The organism is Candidatus Binatia bacterium, assembly GCA_035631035.1.
GTDB lineage: Bacteria > Eisenbacteria > RBG-16-71-46 > SZUA-252 > SZUA-252 > DASQJL01.
This window is the reverse complement of sequence record DASQJL010000067.1, coordinates 1-18,258: the sequence shown is the minus strand read 5'-3', so window position 1 is coordinate 18,258 and position 18,258 is coordinate 1. Positions and strand designations below refer to the sequence as shown.

Below are 18,258 nucleotides of genomic sequence, written 5' to 3'. Positions count from 1 at the left end.
AAGCACCGCCACCGCACCGCAGCGCACCGCAGCGCACGGCACCGCACCGCACCGCACCGCAGCGCACCGCAGCGCCACCATGAATCGACTTTCGCTCGCGGCAAGGGGACTTAGGGAGCATGGCTGCCTCCAATCGGCCGCGCTACCGTCCATGTTGGAGTCGCAGGATGTTCAGAATCCCAAGATCCCCCGGGCTTCCCACAAGGAGGAAGACGATGAAACTGCGGTGGAGCGTGGTGTCGGCCATGGCTGCGGCTGCTCTGCTGGCCGCGTGTGTGGCGAGCGCCGCCGTGACGAAGGCGCCGGCCGGCAAGGCGGCGGATGGCAAGACGCTGTTCACGAGCGGCAAGTGCAACACCTGTCATTCGATCGAGGCGGAGAAGATCGAGCGGAAGAGTGCCGCCACCGCCGCGAACGCCGCCGCCCCGGCCGCGACGGCAAAGAAGAAGCCGGATCTCTCGGGCATCGGCGCCACCAAGGACGCGGCCTGGATCGGCAAGTACGTCATGAAGGAAGTGAAACTCGAAGAGAAGCTTCATCCGAGCGTCAAGTTCCGCGGCACTCCCGAGGAGCTGCAGACGCTTTCGACCTGGCTCGCTTCGCTCAAGACCCCGGTCAAGGAAGCGTCCGCGAAATAGTCCGCTGAAATCGTTGCGACGGGGGCGTGGCCCGCTTCGGACCGCGCCCCTTCTGTTGAATCCCACAACACCTCCGTTGAATTCCTCGACGATCCCTCCAACCGCCCGGCATCACGAGACGTAAACACTCCTTCACGCGATCTCGACCGCTTTCGCCGTTGAGAAGGTCAACGGTCCGACGTCCCCGCACCGTTGACACTTTCAACCGCTGCGTTCCGGCGCGCACGTGCAACGCACGGCGCCCCATCGAACTCGCGCGTGCGGCGGGCCGCATGTCGGCGGGTGGCTCGGCGTATGCCTTGAGAACGGGTTGCGAGCGAGCACATCGCGCGCTGGAAGGGGGCAGACATCATGGTCGCGATCCTTGTGCTGTTGACGTTCATCACCTTCGTCGCGGCGGCATGGGTGGTTTCGCGGATGCGCGAGACCGCGGCGGAGGGAGTTCTGGACGGTGAGGCGCTTCGAGCTCCTCCCGTGCTCGCGACGGTGCCCGCTTCAGGGCCGTCGTCGACGTATCTCCACCCGGGCCATGTTCGCGTGCGGCTGACGCCGGATGGCCTGGCCACCGTTGGACCCACCGCGTTCGCGTCGAATTTCGTCGGCGCGCTGGCGCGGATCGAGGCCCCGGAGGCCGGAATGGAGTTCCGGCAGGGCGAGCCGGCCTGGACGCTGGTCTCGAACCGGAACCGGCGGCTCACGCAGGTGATGCCGCTGGACGGCACCGTCGTCGAGGTGAATCGCGAGGCCGCCGACCGGCGCGGCGGGACCGTGCCGAAGGCGACCGACTGGATTCTCAAGATCCGTCCCGCACGCCTCGCGGAGAACGTCCAGAACCTGATTCGCGATTCGCTGACGGACGCGTGGGAAGAAGCGGCGGCGCTCCGCATGAACGCCGTGCTCGCGCCGGTCGGGCGCGTCGCCAACGACGGCGGCGTGTGGGCCGAGAACTTCGGCGACGCCTTGAGCGACGCCGACTGGCTCGACATCCGGCAGGAGGTCTTCCCGCCGCAGCAGGGCGTGATTCTTCACTGAGTTCGCACGGGAACGTGGCGCGCGCATCGAGGATGGGGGGCCGTATGAACCGCAGGGGTTTTCTCAAGACGCTCGGCCTGGCCGGGGCCACGGTCGTGTGTCCGAGGACGTCGGAGGCCGCGGCGCCTTCGGGCGGCGCGGGAGAGCCGTTCGCCGTCCTGGTGGACACGACTCGCTGCGTGGGGTGCAACACCTGCACCTCGGCGTGCGCGGAGGCGAACGGTCTCCCGGAGCCCGAGAACGCCGAAGCCGTGACCCGGACGACCACGACGCAGTGGACGGCCATCGGTCGCTACAAGACGTCCAAGGGCGAAGTCTTCGCGAAGCACCAGTGCATGCACTGCGTCTCGCCGGCGTGCCATTCGGCCTGCCTCACGGCCGCGATGGACAAGACGCCCCAGGGGCCGGTGGTCTGGCACGAAGGCAAGTGCATGGGATGCCGCTTCTGCATGATCTCCTGCCCGTTCGACGCGCCGAAGTTCGAGTACTCGAGCACCAATCCGCGCATCCGGAAGTGCGTGATGTGCGCGGACCGCGTCAAGAAGGGACAGCAGCCGGCGTGCGTCGAGAACTGCCCGGAAGGGGCGCTCACGTTCGGGAAGCGAAGCGACATGCTGCGCGAGGCGCACAAGCGGATCGCCGACACGTCGGCGCAGTACGTGGACCACATCTACGGCGAGCGCGAGGCTGGCGGCACCTCGTATCTGTACCTCTCCTCGGTCCCGTTCGAGGAGATCGGATTCCCGGCCGACGTGGGCGAAAGCTCCTATCCGATGCTCACCGCGCCGTTCCTGTACAGCGTGCCGCTGGTGCTGACCCTGGCCCCGACCCTCCTCGTGGGGGTGGCGCGCGCCATGAAGAAGGGCGGCGAGGAGTCCGAGGACGGAAACGGCCATGCGAGCTCCACGGCGGCCCCCGGAGCCGGGCGCGCCGACGGTGCCCCAGGCTCTCGAGAGGAGGAAGCGTCATGAACGGCGCGCGTTCAGAACCACAGAGCCTCCCGCGCGGCGAAACGAGCCTCTGGCGGTTCCTGCTTTCGGAGCTCAAGCCGAAGGGGCCGCTGCTCACCGTGTTCAACCTGGTCTCGATTCCGATCTTCGTCGCCGCGGCGGTGATCCTCTTCATCCGGTTCACCCATGGCCTCTCGGCCGTGACGAACCTGACGCAGGACGTGCCGTGGGGTCTCTGGAAGGGTTTCAACGTGGTCACGGGCGTCGCCTTCGCGGGAGGCGCCTACTTCGTCACCCTCCTGGTCTACGTTCTGGGGCAGAAGAAGTACCACTCGATCGTCCGGATCACGGTCCTGAACGGGTTCCTGGCGTACGTCTTCTACGCGGGCGCCCTGATGCTGGACCTGGGTCGCCCGTGGAAGATGCTCAACGTCGTCATCGGGAATTCGTACGGCGTGAGCTCGGTGCTCTTCCTGATCGCATGGCACTTCATGCTGTACATGGGCGCCGCCTTCCTCGAGTTCTCGCCGGCGATCGCCGAGTGGCTGGGGATGAAGCGGCTGCGCCGGGCGCTGTCGGCGATCACGCTGGGCGCCGTCGTGTTCGGCATCACCCTGTCCATGCTGCACCAGTCGGGGCTCGGGGCGCTGTACCTGATGGCCAAGGGGAAGATCCACCCGCTCTGGTACTCGGAGTTCATTCCAGTCTACTTCCTGGTCTCCAGCGTCTTCGCGGGCCTCTCGGTCGTGATCTTCGAAGGCACGCTGAGCCGCCGGATGTTCCTCTGGCGGATGAGCGAGCGGCACGCCGCGGAGCACGACGGCATCGTCCTCTCACTGTCGAAGATCTGCGCCGTCGTGATGTACGCCTACCTGTTCCTCAAGGTGCTGGACGTGGTGCACGGGCACAAGCTGGCGCTCCTGGGAACGCCGATGGGGCACTGGTTCCTGCTCGAGGTGGTGGGGTTCGTCCTGATCCCCATGGCTCTCTTCACCGAGGGCGTGCGCTGGAAGAGCGTGACGGCGTGCAAGGCGGCGGCCGTGCTCACGATGATCGGCATCGTCCTGAACCGGCTGAACGTCTCGATCATCGGCTTCCAGTGGATGCAGCCGGTCCGCTACGTCCCCACGCCCTACGAGGTGGTGGTGACGCTCGCGGTCATTCTCGCGGAGATCTGGGTGCTCCGCTGGGTCATCGTCCGGATGCCGGTGCTGAGCGATTCGCCGGCCTGGGTGCGCGAGCCAAAGCCCGCGGCCGAGGTCCCCGAAGCGCTGCCGGCGTCGGTGTAGGCGGAGGAAGCCATGGAACCGCTCGTGCATGATCCGTTCGCTTCGAAGGGTATCGAGTACCTGATCTGCCTCGCCTTCCTCGGGTCGCTCCCGGGCTACTGGCGCCACCTGAACCGGCCGGCGCCGCTCGGGGCCGAGACTGCGGAGGAGCCGGTCCTGAGCGGCTGGTTCCACCTGCCCGCGAGGGCCTCCTTCCACGCGGGCCACGCCTGGGCCGCGCCCGCGGGGCCGGGACGCTTCCGCGTCGGTCTCGACGACTTCGCGCAGAAGCTGCTTGGAAGCCCCGCCCTGGTCATGCTTCCCGCGGTCGGCTCGCACCTTTCGCGCGGGGAGCAGGGGTTTGCCCTGAACGTGGGCGGCCGGCAGTTCGACCTGCCCGCGCCGCTCGCGGGCCGCGTGGTGGCGCGCAACGAGGCGGCGCTCCGCGACCCCGCGCTGCTGAGCGATCCGTACGGAGCGGGCTGGCTCCTCGAAGTGCGGCCGTCCCGCTGGAGCTCGGGTCTCTCCTCGCTAATGCAGGGGCGGAGCGCGAGGGAATGGCTGGGCCGCGCCGAGGAGGCACTCCGGCTGCGGATGAGCCCGGACGTGGGCGCGGTGCTGCAGGACGGCGGCGTTCCGGTGGCCGGCATCGCGCGGGCCCTGGACGAAGAAGGATGGGAGAAGCTGGCCAGGGAGCTGCTCGCCCGCGGGTGAGCGCTCCCTCGAGCCGAGGTGCGACATGGATCGGCGAACCGAAGACCCCGGAATCTACCGTGTGTTTCCCGATCACGCCGAGCCCTGCGTCTGGATGCTGGCGGGGCTCCTCAGCTACCGCGTCTGCGATCGCGACTTCGATTGTGAGCATTGTCCCCTGGACGCCGCGATCCATGGCGTCCACTCCGCGCCGGCTCTGAACGCCGGCGCCGCGCCGGAGGGGCCGCCGCTGGATTGGGGGATCCGCGACGGCCTCGCCTATCACCCGGTGTACGGTTGGGTCTCCGAGCCCGAAGCGGGGCGCCTCCGGTGGGGGATCGACGGCGCCACGGCGCGGCTCCTCGATCACGCGACCGAGATCGTCGTCCCGGCGGCGGGGTCAGACCTGGAGCAGGGGAAGGTCGCCTGCTGGGTGATGGACGACGGCGACCTCGTCCCGCTTCGGGCACCGGTGTCGGGAAAGATCGCGCGCGCCAATCCCGCGCTCTCGCGCGAGCCGGCGCTCCTGATCCACGAACCGTACGACGCCGGCTGGCTGATGGACGTGGAGGCCCCCGGCGGACTGGCCATGCAGCACGGCCTGTGCGGCGGGACGGAGCGCCGGCTTCGGGCGGCCCGCCAGATGCGCCGGCTCCACCGCGAGGCCATGGCTCACCTGCACCTCGATCCCGGCGTCGGTCCCACGGCCCAGGACGGGGGCCAGCGCGTGCCCGACCTGCGCCGCGCGCTCGGCAGGGAGCGGTATCACCGGCTGATCCATTCCCTGCTGCGCTAACCACTTGCGCCCGTGCGGGGGGTCCCCGGCGGTGTGAGACCTTTGGCCCATACTGTCGGGGTCCGCACGGGACGTAGAATGGTTTCACAGGCCAGAAGCGGCGGGGGTGAGCGTGTTCACGCTGGAAACGAGATCCCGCTGGATCCGAAGGGCGAAGGCCGTCTCCTCCTCCCTGAGCCTCCGACTATTCCTCTCCCTCATCGCTGTCATCCTCGCGGCATTCGCCATCCAGACCTGGGCCAGCGTGCGCCTCGCCTCGCGCCAGTACGAGCGCGCTCTCTACGAGGGAGCGGTCCGGTTCGGGGATCTCCTCGAGCAGTCCACGCAGTACGGGATGCTGGTGAACCGCAAGGAGGAGGTGCACCGGGTGATCCAGGCGATCGCCCAGGCCCCCGACGTGCAGGGGATCCGCATCTACGACAAGAACGGCTCGATCGTCTTCTCCACCGACTCCACCGAGATCGGCCGGGGGGCGGACCTGCGCGCGGAGGCCTGCATCACCTGCCACCGGCAGGGGACTCCGCTTCGCGCCGTCCCCGACCGCGCGCGCGTCCGCATCTTCCAGAACCATCGCGGCCGGGTCATGGGCGTGATCAACGCCATCGAGAACCGCGCCGAATGCGCGCGGGCCGGCTGTCACGTCGCTCCCTCGCAGCAGAGCATCCTCGGCGTGCTGGACGTGCGGATGTCGCTCGCCGAGCCCGATGCCCGGCTCGCGGCCGCGCGGCGGCGCGCCATCGTCGGCGCCGTCGCGGTGTCCCTGCTGGCGGGACTGGTGTCGGCCCTCTTCATCGTGCGCATGGTGCGCCGGCCGGTGCAGCGGCTGATCCGCGGCGCGCGGCGGGTGGCCTCCGGCGATCTGAGCGGGGAGATCCCGGTCGAGGGAAGGACGGAGATGGCGGAGCTGGCCCGCGCGTTCAACGAGATGACGCGGGAGCTGGCCCTGGCGCGGCGCGAGCTGACCGACTGGTCGGGCCGCCTCGAGACGCGGCTTCAAGAGCGCACCGAGGAGCTGACGCGCGCCCAGCGCGAGGTGGCCCACATGGACAAGACGGCATCCCTGGGGCGCCTGGCCGCCACGGTGGCGCACGAGCTGAACAATCCGCTCGGGGGGATCCTGAACTACGCCAAGCTGACGTCGCGGACGCTGCGGGAAAGCGGTGTCGACGAAACGGTCCGCCGCGAGACCGACGGGTATCTGGGCCTGATCCAGAAGGAGGCGGACCGCTGCGGGGTCATCGTCCGCAGCCTGCTCACTTTCGCGCGCCGGAGCGGCGCGCCGATGGGGCCGCACGCCCTGCGTCCCATCCTCGAGCGCGCCCTGATGCTGGTCCGGCACCATTTCGAGATCTCCCAGATTCGGGTGGAGACGCCCCCGTTCGAGGGGGACGACGCGCTCGTCTGCGACGCGGACCAGGTCCATCAGGCGCTGGTCGCGCTGTTCGTGAACGCCGTCGAGGCGATGCCGCAGGGGGGCACGCTGCGGATCGCCGTGACCGGCGACGCCGAACAGCTGCGTGTGTCGGTGACCGACACGGGGGTGGGGATTCCGCCCGACGCGCTGGAGCACATTTTCGAACCCTTCTTTTCCACGAAGGACCGGCAGGAGGGGGTCGGTCTCGGCCTCGCCGTGGTGCACGGCATCGTGCAGCGCCATGGCGGCAGGATCGAGGTCGAGTCCGAGGTCCAGCGCGGAACCACGTTCCACCTGATCCTCCCGCGCCGGCCCTCCGGACGGGGAGCCCACCACGCGGGCGACGGAGCCCGGAGCGCGGACCAACCCGCGCTGAGCGAGGTCTGACCCATGGCCGTGCGCGAGCGTGAAGGCGTGACCGCGGAGGTATTGCCGGACCTGGGAAGCGTCCTCATCGTGGACGATGAGTTCTCGATGCGGGATTCCCTGGTTCACTGGTTCGAGAAGGACGGCTACAAGACGGGCAGCGCGCAGGACGGACACGAGGCCCTGCAGCGCCTGGACGAGCAGGACTGGGACGCGGTGCTGCTCGACATCAAGATGCCCGGCATGGACGGCCTGGAGCTGCAGCGCCGGATCCGCGAGGTGGACCCGGATCTCCCGATCATCATGATCACGGCGTTCGCGTCGGTCGACTCCGCGGTGCAGGCGCTGAAGGAGGGGGCGTTCGATTACGTCACGAAGCCGATCGACCCCGACGAGCTCAGCCACCTGGTGCGGCGCGCGGTGGAGAAGCGCCGGCTCCAGCGCGAGAACGCGCAGCTCCGGCGCAACGTGGACCAGCTCTCGACGCCGACGACCATCATCGGCGCGAGCGGGCCGATGTCGAAGGTGCTGGAGCTGGTGGCCTCGGTCGCCCAGACCGACGCCACCGTGCTGATTCGCGGCGAGAGCGGCACGGGGAAGGAGCTGATCGCGCAGACGATCCACGCGAACAGCCGCCGGCGCTATTTTCCGATCGTTCCGGTGAACTGCGGCGCCATCCCGGAGTCGCTGCTGGAGTCGGAGCTGTTCGGCCACGAGAAGGGCGCCTTCACGGGGGCGCAGTACCGCCGCAAGGGGAAGCTGGAGATGGCCGACGGCGGCAGCCTCTTCCTCGACGAGGTGGGGACGATCAGCCTCCCGATGCAGGTGAACCTCCTCCGCGTCCTCGAGACCAAGGAGTTCACCCGGCTCGGCGGAACGAAGCCGGTGCGGGTGGATTTCCGCGTCATCTGCGCGACGAACCAGGATCTGGAGAAGCAGGTGAAGGAGGGGACCTTCCGCGAGGACCTCTACTTCCGCCTGAACGTGGTCACGATCTCCCTTCCGCCCCTGCGCGAGCGTCGGCAGGACATCCCGCTCCTGGCCCAGCATCTGCTGAGCAAGTACGCCAGGGATATGAACCGGCCGTTCACCGGGTTCGACCCCGCGGCGATGGATCTCATGGTCCGCTACGAGTGGCCGGGGAACGTGCGCGAGCTGGCGAACGCGGTGGAGCGCGCGCTGGTCGTGGGCCGCGGGCCGCTGGTGACGGCCGAGGATCTGCCGATGCGGCTCAACGAGAAGTCCGTTCCGGCCGCGGGGGATTCCCTGGCCGACGTGGAGAAGGCCCAGGTCCGCGCCATCCTCGAGCGGACGGGAGGAAACGTGACGCGGTCGGCCGAGATCCTGGGCATCGACCGGGTCACGCTGTACAACAAGATCAAGAAGTACGGCCTTCGCCCGTAGCGGCGCCATGCCCGGCCCCGGTATCGACGTCGTGCCGATCTACTTCACCGAGCGGGACGAGACGCTGCACCGCCTAGGCGCGGCTCTCGAGCTGGATTTCCGCACGTCGGTGCGCTACCGGAATCCATGGTTCGATCCCGAGGCCGCGTTCGACACCGGGCGGGGCCAGTACCGCGCGGCCCTCTTTCTCAAGGCGCTTCTTCTGGATTCGCTGGCCGATCCGGCCGAGCGCGTGATCGGGGTGACCAGCGTGGATCTCTTCACGCCCGTTCTGACCTACGTGTTCGGCGAGGCGCAGCTGGGCGGGCGCGCCGCGGTGGTCTCCTGCCATCGGCTGCGCCAGGAGGCGTACGGGCTGCCTCCCGATCCGCGCCTCTTCTACGACCGGCTGCACAAGGAGGCCGTGCACGAGCTGGGGCATACCTTCGGACTCCTGCACTGCCGCTCCATCGGGTGCGTCATGGGCGCCTCGGCGTACGCCGAGCAGATCGAGCTGAAAGGTTCCCAATTCTGCGAGCGCTGCCGGGCGGTGGTCGCCCGGAACGGCGCTCCGGTGTTATCTTCCCCCCATGGCCCTCGATGACGCCGCCCGCGCGGAGGACGAGCTCCTCCAGCTGAGCCGCCGCCTCCTCGACGTGATCGCCTCCGGCGACTGGGACGCCTACGTCGGCATGTGCGACCCGTCCCTGACCTGTTTCGAGCCGGAGGCGCGCGGAGAGCGGATCACGGGACTGGACTTCCATCACTTCTACTTCCGCGAGCGGCGGCCCGCGGAGGCGGCCCAGACCACCTTGATCGAACCGGAGGTCCGGATGCTGGGCCCCGACGCGGCGGCCGTCACGTATGTCCGCCTGACGCAGTCCCGTGACCACGCGGGCGCGGCGGGCACTTCACGAGCCGAGGAGACCAGGATCTGGCAGCGGCGCGACGGGCGATGGAGGCTCGTCCACGTGCATCGCTCCACGAATCCGTGACGACGCCGAAGTCCGGCCCGGCGGGAGGGCGCCTCCTTCCCGAGGCTCGCCTTCCATCCGCGGGGGCGCTGCGTCTGGGCGCCATCGCCTTCGCGGTCGCCGTTCTCGCTTCGCTCGCCGTTCCCTCCTTTCCCCTGGCCCGTGCCGCGCGTCTTCCGGCATCGGCCCTGCTCGTAGCACTCCTCTTCGCCTACAGCGGACCCCGGGGACGCGCGCGGTTCCGAGTCTTGGGGTGGGGCGCGCTCGTCTTCGTGGCGGGATGGGGGTCCACAGGTCGTGGGGCGCCCGCGATCGGCGCCCTCATTGCGGCAATCCTGCTCGCGCTCTTCGTCCGGCGCCCGCTGGCTCCCTGGATGGAGACGCGGCCCAGCGGCTGGCTACGGCTGTTCGCCCTCGGCGCCTTCGTGCCGCTCGCGATCGTCGTGGCCGTCGGGTCCGGCGCGGCGGCGGACGACAACGCGTTCATCCGCCTGGACCGCGCCCTCTACACTCTGGCTGTATCGTGGGTCTTCCTGAGCGCGCGGCTTTCGGTGGGCGAGCTGCTCCACCGATGGATCCGCCGCGCGCGGATCCGAACCAAGCTGCTCGTCGCGTTCGGGATCTTCGCGGTGACCCCCGCACTCCTGGCATTCACGTATGCGACCCTCGCCGGATGGATCCATGCCGGCAGCCTCCGCGCCTCGGTGATCGAGCGCCAGCTGGGGGCCAACTCGGGGGGGCGCGGACTGATCCGCCGCGCGCGGGAAGGTGTTGCCCCAACCCGCGGAGCCGAGCTTGCCGCGCGGATCGAGCGCGAGCGCCCCGTTCTCGTGGACCGCGGCCTGGCTGCGGTGGCCTTGGAGCGCCGGCCCGAAGGATGGCGGACGATCGCGGACTTCGGCGATCCCGATTCGCTCTTCCGTCCCGCGGCTGCGCCAGTCGCCGACTCGGGCGACGTGGTGCGTGGGCTGGTCTATCGAAACCGCCGCTTCTGGTGGGTGGAAACGGCGCTCTGGCCGAGGGGCGGCGACACGCTTGCCCTCCAGACCTATGAGCCCGTCGATACGACGCGCGTGAGCCGCCTGGCCCGGGATCTCGGATGCGACGCGGTCCTCATGACGTCGACGACCATGTTCTCCGGAGAAACCAAGGTCGCCGTGGGACCGAAACCGCGCAATCAGCGCCACTTCCGCATGGCGGGAGGCATCGTCGAGATCGGTACGGACGAGCCGTTGCCCGATGGGGTCTCCGACTCGGTCGCGCTCGACTCGCTCTCGAGTCTCGGCGGTCTGTCCCTGGTCGGCGGGGGAGCCTATGCGTCCGCGACGTCGCTCAACCAGATCCGCAAGACGTCGAACGGCGGATCCACGCCACCCTGCTATCTCTGGAGGGGCGCCGGATGGCATCGCGGAGCCGCCCTGCTTCTGGTCCACTCCCCGCCGGGGGAGTCGTTCCAGTACTCCGGAATGGATCTCGGCCCGATCGCGACCGCCGCGCGTGTCGCGTTGATCGTCTTCGCGATCATTTTCATCTCCCTGGAGATCGTCTCCCTCGTGGTGGGTTCACGGGTCGCGCGATTCATCACGCGGGGCGCGGCGGGCCTGCGCCAGGCGGCGGCAGCGATCGGGGAAGGGGACTTTTCGGCGCGCGTGCAGGTCCCGTCCGAGGACGAGCTGGGAGAGCTGGCCGATTCGTTCAATCGGATGGCCGCGGGGTTGCAGGAAGGGCAGCGCGCGGTGGTCGAGCGCGAGCAGATGCGCCGCGAGCTGGAGCTGGCGCGACGGATCCAGTCGCGCCTCTTGCCGCCCGGGCCGCCGTCCTTGCCGCGGCTGGACGTCGCGGCCGCCAATGCCATGAGCCAGCAGGTGGGCGGCGACTATTACGACTTCATTTCGCTGGAGAACGGGCACATGGGGTTCTGCATCGCCGACGTGGCGGGAAAGGGAGTGGCGGCCGCGTTACTGATGAGCAGCGTGAAGACCGCGCTCGTCTCGAGCGCGGCGGTCGAGACCGCGCCGCATCTGTTGACCGGCCGGGTGAACCGCCTGCTGGAGCAGAGCATCGAGCCCGGACGGTTCGTGACCTTCTTCCTCGCGTCGCTCGATCCGGCCACGATGCGCCTGGAGTACGTGAACGCGGGCCACCCCGCGCCCATGCTCCTGCGCGCCGGGGGCGAGGTGGAGCGCCTCGAGCGGGGCGGCGTGATCCTGGGCATCGACTCCGAGGCCAAGTTCGAATTCGGCGAGGTGACCCTCGCGACCGGCGACCTGCTCGCGATGTTCACCGACGGCGTGACCGAGGCCCAGGGATCGGACGACGAGCTGTTCGGGGACGCGCGCATCGAGTCGGTGCTGCACCTGAATCGCGAGCGGTCGGCCGAGGGCGTGCTGAACGCGCTGATCGAGGCGGTGAAGGGATACGAGGGAGCGCGCGGCCCGTCGGACGATCTGACGGCGGTGGTGGTGAAGGTGGAGCGCTAGGCGGAATAGGGCAACTCGCCCCGGGGCGAGTGATTATGTCAACTTGCTCGCTAGAGCGCGTAAAGGCGGTGGGCGGCCATGAGGTGGCGCAGGGCGTCGGCGCGCTGACCGAGCTTTTCCAGCAGCAATCCCAGATTGTAGTGGGCGTCCGCGAGGTCGGGATCCAGCGCGATCGCCTGCTCGTACTCCTCGGCGGCCGCCTGCGGGCAGTTTCGATCTTCCAATAAGACACCGAGATTGAAGTGCGACGTCGCGTCCTCGGGGTCGCACTGGATCGCTCGGCGATAGCGTGCCTCGGCCGCGGCGAGATCTCCCGCGCGATGGTCCAGCCGCCCCAGATTGAGATGGGCGTCGGCGTAATTGGGATCGGCATCGAGCGCCTGGAGATAGGCCTGCCGCGCTTCGAGCGGCGAGTCGCTCTCCAGCTCCGAGCCCATCTGGAACCAATGCTCCGCGGACTCGACCGGCATTTCCTCTCCGCGCGGCGTCGCGCGCTTCGAAGCGGTATCGCGGAAGATGGAAATCACCGCGGGAGCCCGGCGCGCTTCCTGGGGCGAAACGGTCTCTGCAGCAGGAGCCTCATCTTCGGCCTCGCCCGAAAGCACCTCGAACAGCGGCGCGTCGCTGGCGCCTTCCGTCAGGTTGCCCGCCACGAAATCGAGCACGAACTGGCCGGAATCGGGCTGCCAGGGCGCCTTGCCGTCCCACGCGATCGCGCGGTCGCCGTCGGCCAGGATGCGGATGCTGGACAGGGGGAGGTCCTCGGAGAGCTGCTGCTTCAGGGTGGACCAGATCCGCTTCACGCGCCGCGCCGGGACGCCGGCGTCGAGCAGGCCGCGCGTGGTGCGAAGGAGCAGGAGCTCCTGGAAGGTGAATTCGAGGGAGCCCTCTGCGCCCGGCTTGGGCACGATGCCGCCCATGCGGGCCCAGGTCCGTACCCGGGGCTCCGAGACGTGGAGAATCCGCGCCACGTCGCGCGTGGAATAGGTCGTCACCGCATCCATGCCCGACCGCCCTTCACGACGCCCTACCGCGCCTTTCACGACGCACCTATCGCCAACCGCTCTCCGAACGAACCTCGAGGCCTAATCTACATCAACGGGCGGCCCGTTTGCTCTCCTTAACCGGAGCTGCGGCGCGCTTGGCCTTGGCCGCCGCGGGTTTCTTCGCCTTCGCGGCCGGCTCTTCGCTCGACGCGCGCGATTCCAGGCTCTGTTTCAGCGCCTCCATGAGATCGATGACCTGCGTCCGCGCGACCTGCGGCGCGCCCGCGGTGATCTCCTTGCCTTCGACCTTGGACTCGACCACGGCCAGGACGCGGCCGCGATACTCGTCATGGTACGTATCCGGCTTGAACTCGGGATTCGACAGCTCCTGGATCAGCTTCTGCGCCAGCGCCAGCTCGCCCGGCTTGATCGCCGCTTCCTTGCCCTTGTCGATCTCGCCGAAGTCGCGGATCTCGTCGGCGAAGTACATGGCGTGGAGCATCAGGCCGCCCTGGCTGGCGCGGATCAGAACGAGGCTCTCCTTGCCGCGCATGACGTACTTGGCCAGCGCGACCTGCCCCGCCTGCTCCATGGCCTCGCAGAGCAGCCGGTAGGCCTTGTCGCCGCCCTTGTCGGGACCCAGGTAGTACGACTTCTCGAAGTAGATCGGGTCGACCTGGTCCAGCGGCACGAACTCGGCGATGTCGATGGTCGGCGAGGCTTCGGCTTCCAGGCGCTTCAGCTCCTCGTCGGTGAATCGGACGTACTGGTCCTTGGCGAACTCGTAGCCCTTGACCAGGGCCGAGCGGTCCACGATCTCATTGCACGTGGGACATTGGAGCTGCTGCTTGATCCGGCCGCCGCACTTCTCATGGAGCTGGTTGAAGGACACGCCGCCCGATGAGGCGGCCGTGAACATCTTGACGGGGATCGAAACCAGCCCGAACGACAAGGTGCCCGAACCGATGGAATGTGGGGGCATGCCTGTTCTCCTCCGTGGGGTTAAGCGAGGCTAACATTTCGCCTCTGCTATACTCAACTCCCTGTCGAAACATCGGTTCCAGTGGGGGCGTGCTTGAGCCGCAAGTGCTTGGCAGAGGCCCCCATCCGAAAGCCCGAGGCGCCTGATCCTTGAGCCCGACCGGCCGCTCCCAGCTCGAGAAATATCGCGAAAAGCGGGACCCCGCACGCACCCCCGAGCCGTTCGGGGAGGGCGCCCCCGCGACCGGCCCCGCCGCGACCGGCGCTGGCGCCGGTCCGGGGCCGCGCTTCGTGGTCCAGAAGCACTGGGCGCGCGCGATGCACTACGACCTCCGCCTCGAGCTGGATGGGACGCTCAAGAGCTGGGCCGTCCCGAAGGGACCCTCCACCCACGTCGAAGAGAAGCGCCTCGCGGTCCACGTCGAGGACCATCCCCTGGAGTACGCCAATTTCGAGGGGGTGATCCCCTCCGGCAATTACGGCGCGGGCTCGGTCATCGTGTGGGATCGCGGCTGGTTCCGCTCCTTCAAGCCCGAGGATCCGCTGGAGCAGTACGAGCGCGGCAAGCTGGAGCTGGAGCTGTTCGGCTTCAAGCTGCGCGGCCGGTGGACGCTGGTGCGGATGGGGAAGAAGGACAAGGAGTGGCTGCTCTTGAAGAAGGCGGACGATGCGGCCACGAAGGACGAGGCGATCGACCGCTATCCGGAATCGGTGATCTCGGGGCTCACCGTCGAGGAGATGCGGGACGTGACGGGCACGGTCGAGGCGCTGCGCGACCGGGTCCAATCGCTGAACGCCCCGCGCGCCGATCTCGACCCCAAGGAAGTGCCCCTGACCCTGGCCACGCCCGAATCGGCTCCGCCCAACGGTGACGACTGGTCGTTCGAGATCAAGTACGACGGCGTTCGGGTGCGCGCGCTTCGCGACCAGGACCGCGTCGTCCTGATCGGGCGAAGCGGCGAGGACGTGACGAAGCGCTATCCCGAGATCGGCGAGGCGCTCGCCGCGCTCGCCGTGCCGCGCTTCCTGGTGGACGGCGAGATCATCGCCGAGGACGAGCGGGGCCATCCCAGTTTCCAGCGGCTCCAGGCGCGCATGGGGCTCACCAAGCCACGCGACGTCGCCGCGGCTCGGATCCAGGTTCCCGTGCGCGCGATCTTCTTCGACGCCCTCGAGGTGCTGGGGCACGACCTTCGCGGGCTGCCCCTGCGAGCGCGCCAGGAGCTGCTTTCGCGCGTGCTCCCCCCGCTGGCCACGGCGCAGCGCTCGGCGCACATCGTGGGAAACGGTGCGGCGTTCTTCGCCGCCGCGGGGCAGATGGGGCTGGAAGGGATCGTCGGAAAGCGGCTCGAGAGCAAGTACGCCGGACGCCGCACGCCCGACTGGGTGAAGGTGAAGTGCGACCGGCGCCAGGAGTTCGTGATCGGGGGATTCACCGAAGGGGAGCGGTCGGGGTTCGGCGCGCTGCACGTGGGCGTGTACGAGGGAACGAAGCTGGTCTACGTGACGAAGGTCGGCACCGGGTTCGACGACGCGAAGATCGGCGCGATCCGGAAGCTCCTCGACCCGCTCGCGCGCGAGACGTCGCCCTTCGACGAGGGGACTCCGACCGGGCGCGGGCATCGCTGGGTCGAGCCCAGACTGGTCTGCGAGGTGCGCTTCACCGAGTGGACCCGCGACGGCGGGCTGCGCCACCCCACGTTCATGGGCATGCGCGACGATAAGCGGCCCGAGGAGGTGCATCGCGAGGATCGCGCGAAGGGCAACAGCGGCGGCGACCTGCCCGGGGACGCTGCGGCGACTCCGGAAGAGGCGATGCAAGCGGCCGAAGCCCCCGCGGGGGCGGACGCCAAGCCCGCAGCTGGCGCCCGGCGTAAGCCGCTCACCCCGGGGGCGCGGGCAGCGGCGGCGCAGGTCGTTCACATCACGAATCCCAAAAAGGTGTTCTGGCCCGACGGCACGACCAAGGGGGACCTCGTCGCCTACTACGAGGCGGTCGCGCCGCTCCTGCTTCCGTATCTTCGCGACCGTCCCGTCGTGCTGACCCGCTATCCCGACGGGATCGAAGGGAAGTCGTTCTTCCAGAAGGACGCGCCGGTGTATGTGCCCGACTGGGTCCGCACCCAGGTCGTGCCCGCCGGCGGCGGCGAGCGCGACATTCGCTACTTCGTGATCGACGATCTCGAGTCCTTGCGCTACGTCGCGAACCTGGGCACGATTCCGCTCCACGTCTGGAGCGCGCGCGCGAGCTCGCTGGAACACCCCGACTGGATGGTGCTCGACCTCGATCCGAAGGAGGCGCCCTTCGTCCACGTGGTCCAGGTCGCGCGCGCGCTGAAGACGATCCTGGACCGTCTGGAGCTGCCCTCGGCGATCAAGACCTCGGGCGCGACGGGACTGCACGTGCTGGTGCCGATGGGCCGGCGCTACACCCACGAGGAGTCGCGCACCTTCGCGCGGCTGCTCGCGATGCTCACGGTGGAGGCGCTGCCCGAGATCTCCACCGTCACGCGCGCGATCGGCGGCCGCAGCGGGAAGGTCTACGTGGACTTCGGACAGAATGGCCGCGGCAACACGATCGTGTCCCCCTACTCCGTGCGGCCGCGTCCCGGCGCGACCGCCTCCTGTCCGCTCCGCTGGGATGAGGTGACGCCGCGCCTCGACCCGGCGAAGTTCACGATCCGGACGATTCCGGAGCGCTTCCATGAGATGGAGGACACGATGACGATGGTGCTCGGCCCCGGCGTGGACATGGCCGCCGCGATCGCGGCGATCCAGAAGGGCATGAAGTCGTGACCCGGACCGAGCTGCCGTGACCCGGACCGAGCTGCGCTTCCAGGCAAGCGGCTCCGCCGGCGAAGTCTCGGCGATCCTCGACCGGCCGGACGACGCGCGGCGGCTGTACGTCTTCGCGCACGGCGCCGGCGCCGGGATGCGCCATCGGTTCATGGAGGCGGCCGCGGAAGCGCTCGGCGCGAAGGGAATCGCCACGTTCCGCTATCAGTTCGCCTACATGGAGAAGCGGAGCCGCCGCCCCGACCCGCAGCCCGTCCTCCTCGCCACCGTGCGCGCCGCCGTCGCGATGGCCCGCCAGGCGACCGGCGACCTTCCGCTCCTTGCGGGCGGGAAGTCGATGGGCGGACGGATGACGTCGCTCGCCTCGGCCGAGGAGCCGCTGGAGGGCGTGGAGGGGCTGGTATTCTTCGGCTTTCCGCTCCATCCGGTGGGCCAGCCGGGAACCAAGCGCGCCGATCACCTGGAGCGGGTCGCCGCGCCGATGCTCTTCCTGCAGGGGACGCGCGACAAGCTGGCGAGCCTGGAGCTGCTCGAGCCGATCGTGACGCGGCTCCCGCGCGCGACGCTGCACGTGATGGATGGCGCCGACCACTCGTTCGAGGTGCCGAAGAAGACGGGGAGGAGCCTGACCGACACGTTGGACGACCTGGCCGAGGCGATCGCGCGCTGGGCGGACACGCTGGAGAAGGAGCGACCATGAAGATCCGGGCGGGAACCAGCGGCTGGTCGTACAAGGAGTGGAAGGGATTCTTCTATCCGGAAAAGCTCCCGGCCAAGAATTTCCTCCGCTACTACGCGGAACACTTCCCGACGGTCGAGGTGAACAACACCTTCTACCGCATGCCCAATCTTTCGACGCTGGAGGGCTGGGCCGCGGAGGTGCCCGACGACTTCTCCTTCGTGCTCAAGGCCTCCAAGCGGATCACGCACGACAAGCGGCTCGGGGACGTGGCCGACTCCGTGGAGTACCTGCTTCGCACCGCGGCCACGCTGGGTCCCAAGCTCGGCCCCTTCCTGGTTCAGCTCCCGCCCACCATGAAGAAGGACGTGCAGCGCCTCCGCGACTTCCTCCCGCTGCTCGGCCGCGCGCGCGCTGCGTTCGAGTTCCGTCACGCCTCCTGGTACGACGACGAGGTCTACACGGCGCTGCGCGAGTGCAACCAGGCCTGGTGCGTCGCCGACACCGGGGAAGAAGGCGACCCGCCGTTCGTGGCGACCGCGGACTGGGGCTATCTGCGCCTTCGCCGGGTCGAATACGGAGAGAGCGACGTGCGGGAGTGGGCGAAGAAGGTGCAGGAACAGCCGTGGGGCGAAGCGTATGTCTTCTTCAAGCACGAGGACGCCGGCACCGGACCGAGACTGGCCAGCCAGTTCCTGAGCTACTGCGCCAGCAGCCCCCAGGATGCCTCACAGGCGGTGCCGCCTAGTTAATCTTTATATTAACTCGCCCCGGGGCGAGCTTATGTCCCAGCATACTCTGGAGTATGTTGTTGTGCCAATT

Annotated in this window: 16 protein-coding genes; 14 read left to right on the top strand and 2 right to left on the bottom strand. The window is 68.8% G+C overall.

Annotated features, from left to right (window positions below):
* The first annotated feature begins 215 nt into the window (after nucleotides 1-215).
* The 11 genes from VE326_07355 (at nucleotide 216) to VE326_07305 (ending at nucleotide 11,994) form a co-directional block, all read left to right on the top strand.
* Nucleotides 216-638, top strand: a complete 423-nt coding sequence (locus tag VE326_07355) for a c-type cytochrome (protein HYJ33024.1) — start codon at nucleotides 216-218, stop codon at nucleotides 636-638.
* A gap of 351 nt (nucleotides 639-989) precedes the next feature.
* Nucleotides 990-1,670, top strand: coding sequence for a hypothetical protein (locus tag VE326_07350; protein HYJ33023.1), 681 nt, complete (start codon nucleotides 990-992; stop codon nucleotides 1,668-1,670).
* A 44-nt stretch (nucleotides 1,671-1,714) separates the two neighbouring features.
* Nucleotides 1,715-2,641, top strand: a complete 927-nt coding sequence (locus VE326_07345) for a 4Fe-4S dicluster domain-containing protein (protein HYJ33022.1) — start codon at nucleotides 1,715-1,717, stop codon at nucleotides 2,639-2,641.
* Nucleotides 2,638-3,909, top strand: a complete 1,272-nt coding sequence (gene nrfD / locus VE326_07340) for an NrfD/PsrC family molybdoenzyme membrane anchor subunit (protein HYJ33021.1) — start codon at nucleotides 2,638-2,640, stop codon at nucleotides 3,907-3,909. Before VE326_07345 ends, nrfD begins: the two co-directional genes overlap by 4 nt.
* A gap of 12 nt (nucleotides 3,910-3,921) precedes the next feature.
* The gene (locus VE326_07335) at nucleotides 3,922-4,602 is read left to right on the top strand and encodes a glycine cleavage system protein H (protein ID HYJ33020.1); all 681 of its coding nucleotides are present in this window, start codon (nucleotides 3,922-3,924) and stop codon (nucleotides 4,600-4,602) included.
* A 25-nt stretch (nucleotides 4,603-4,627) separates the two neighbouring features.
* Nucleotides 4,628-5,377 carry a hypothetical protein gene (locus tag VE326_07330; GenBank protein ID HYJ33019.1) on the top strand — a complete coding sequence of 250 codons (750 nt, stop codon included), beginning with the start codon at nucleotides 4,628-4,630 and terminating at the stop codon, nucleotides 5,375-5,377.
* 106 nt (nucleotides 5,378-5,483) lie between these two features.
* Complete coding sequence (locus VE326_07325) at nucleotides 5,484-7,178, top strand: ATP-binding protein (protein HYJ33018.1); 1,695 nt, start codon at nucleotides 5,484-5,486, stop codon at nucleotides 7,176-7,178.
* Nucleotides 7,179-7,187: 9 nt separating this feature from the next.
* Nucleotides 7,188-8,561 carry a sigma-54 dependent transcriptional regulator gene (locus VE326_07320; protein ID HYJ33017.1) on the top strand — a complete coding sequence of 458 codons (1,374 nt, stop codon included), beginning with the start codon at nucleotides 7,188-7,190 and terminating at the stop codon, nucleotides 8,559-8,561.
* Nucleotides 8,562-8,568: 7 nt separating this feature from the next.
* Nucleotides 8,569-9,144 (top strand): hypothetical protein, encoded by a 576-nt coding sequence (locus tag VE326_07315; protein HYJ33016.1) that lies wholly within the window; start codon nucleotides 8,569-8,571, stop codon nucleotides 9,142-9,144.
* A complete protein-coding gene (locus tag VE326_07310; GenBank protein HYJ33015.1) occupies nucleotides 9,131-9,535 on the top strand; it encodes a DUF4440 domain-containing protein in 405 nt (134 codons plus the stop codon). The genes VE326_07315 and VE326_07310 overlap by 14 nt, the downstream gene beginning before the upstream one ends.
* Nucleotides 9,532-11,994 (top strand): SpoIIE family protein phosphatase, encoded by a 2,463-nt coding sequence (locus tag VE326_07305; GenBank protein ID HYJ33014.1) that lies wholly within the window; start codon nucleotides 9,532-9,534, stop codon nucleotides 11,992-11,994. Before VE326_07310 ends, VE326_07305 begins: the two co-directional genes overlap by 4 nt.
* A gap of 50 nt (nucleotides 11,995-12,044) precedes the next feature.
* Here VE326_07305 and VE326_07300 read toward each other — a convergent pair whose 3' ends face one another.
* Nucleotides 12,045-12,998, bottom strand: coding sequence for a tetratricopeptide repeat protein (locus tag VE326_07300; GenBank protein HYJ33013.1), 954 nt, complete (start codon nucleotides 12,996-12,998; stop codon nucleotides 12,045-12,047).
* A 91-nt stretch (nucleotides 12,999-13,089) separates the two neighbouring features.
* Nucleotides 13,090-13,962 carry a Ku protein gene (locus VE326_07295; protein HYJ33012.1) on the bottom strand — a complete coding sequence of 291 codons (873 nt, stop codon included), beginning with the start codon at nucleotides 13,960-13,962 and terminating at the stop codon, nucleotides 13,090-13,092.
* Nucleotides 13,963-14,111: 149 nt separating this feature from the next.
* Here VE326_07295 and ligD point away from each other — a divergent pair, with 149 nt between their 5' ends.
* From ligD to VE326_07280, 3 genes are read left to right on the top strand one after another with little or no spacing between them, the layout of a single operon-like run.
* Nucleotides 14,112-16,757, top strand: coding sequence for a DNA ligase D (ligD, locus tag VE326_07290; GenBank protein HYJ33011.1), 2,646 nt, complete (start codon nucleotides 14,112-14,114; stop codon nucleotides 16,755-16,757).
* 16 nt (nucleotides 16,758-16,773) lie between these two features.
* The gene (locus tag VE326_07285) at nucleotides 16,774-17,457 is read left to right on the top strand and encodes an alpha/beta family hydrolase (GenBank protein ID HYJ33010.1); all 684 of its coding nucleotides are present in this window, start codon (nucleotides 16,774-16,776) and stop codon (nucleotides 17,455-17,457) included.
* Nucleotides 17,454-18,188 (top strand): DUF72 domain-containing protein, encoded by a 735-nt coding sequence (locus VE326_07280; protein HYJ33009.1) that lies wholly within the window; start codon nucleotides 17,454-17,456, stop codon nucleotides 18,186-18,188. Before VE326_07285 ends, VE326_07280 begins: the two co-directional genes overlap by 4 nt.
* The last annotated feature ends 70 nt before the right edge of the window (nucleotides 18,189-18,258 follow it).

Bases quoted from the DNA above. Each gene is read 5' to 3' on its own strand.
- VE326_07295 (HYJ33012.1), bottom strand. From the start codon at position 13,962: ATGCCCCCACATTCCATCGGTTCGGGCACCTTGTCGTTCGGGCTGGTT.
- nrfD (HYJ33021.1), top strand. From the start codon at position 2,638: ATGAACGGCGCGCGTTCAGAACCACAGAGCCTCCCGCGCGGCGAAACG.
- VE326_07355 (HYJ33024.1), top strand. From the start codon at position 216: ATGAAACTGCGGTGGAGCGTGGTGTCGGCCATGGCTGCGGCTGCTCTG.
- VE326_07280 (HYJ33009.1), top strand. From the start codon at position 17,454: ATGAAGATCCGGGCGGGAACCAGCGGCTGGTCGTACAAGGAGTGGAAG.
- VE326_07335 (HYJ33020.1), top strand. From the start codon at position 3,922: ATGGAACCGCTCGTGCATGATCCGTTCGCTTCGAAGGGTATCGAGTAC.
- VE326_07315 (HYJ33016.1), top strand. From the start codon at position 8,569: ATGCCCGGCCCCGGTATCGACGTCGTGCCGATCTACTTCACCGAGCGG.
- VE326_07310 (HYJ33015.1), top strand. From the start codon at position 9,131: ATGGCCCTCGATGACGCCGCCCGCGCGGAGGACGAGCTCCTCCAGCTG.
- VE326_07345 (HYJ33022.1), top strand. From the start codon at position 1,715: ATGAACCGCAGGGGTTTTCTCAAGACGCTCGGCCTGGCCGGGGCCACG.
- VE326_07350 (HYJ33023.1), top strand. From the start codon at position 990: ATGGTCGCGATCCTTGTGCTGTTGACGTTCATCACCTTCGTCGCGGCG.
- VE326_07300 (HYJ33013.1), bottom strand. From the start codon at position 12,998: ATGGATGCGGTGACGACCTATTCCACGCGCGACGTGGCGCGGATTCTC.
- VE326_07330 (HYJ33019.1), top strand. From the start codon at position 4,628: ATGGATCGGCGAACCGAAGACCCCGGAATCTACCGTGTGTTTCCCGAT.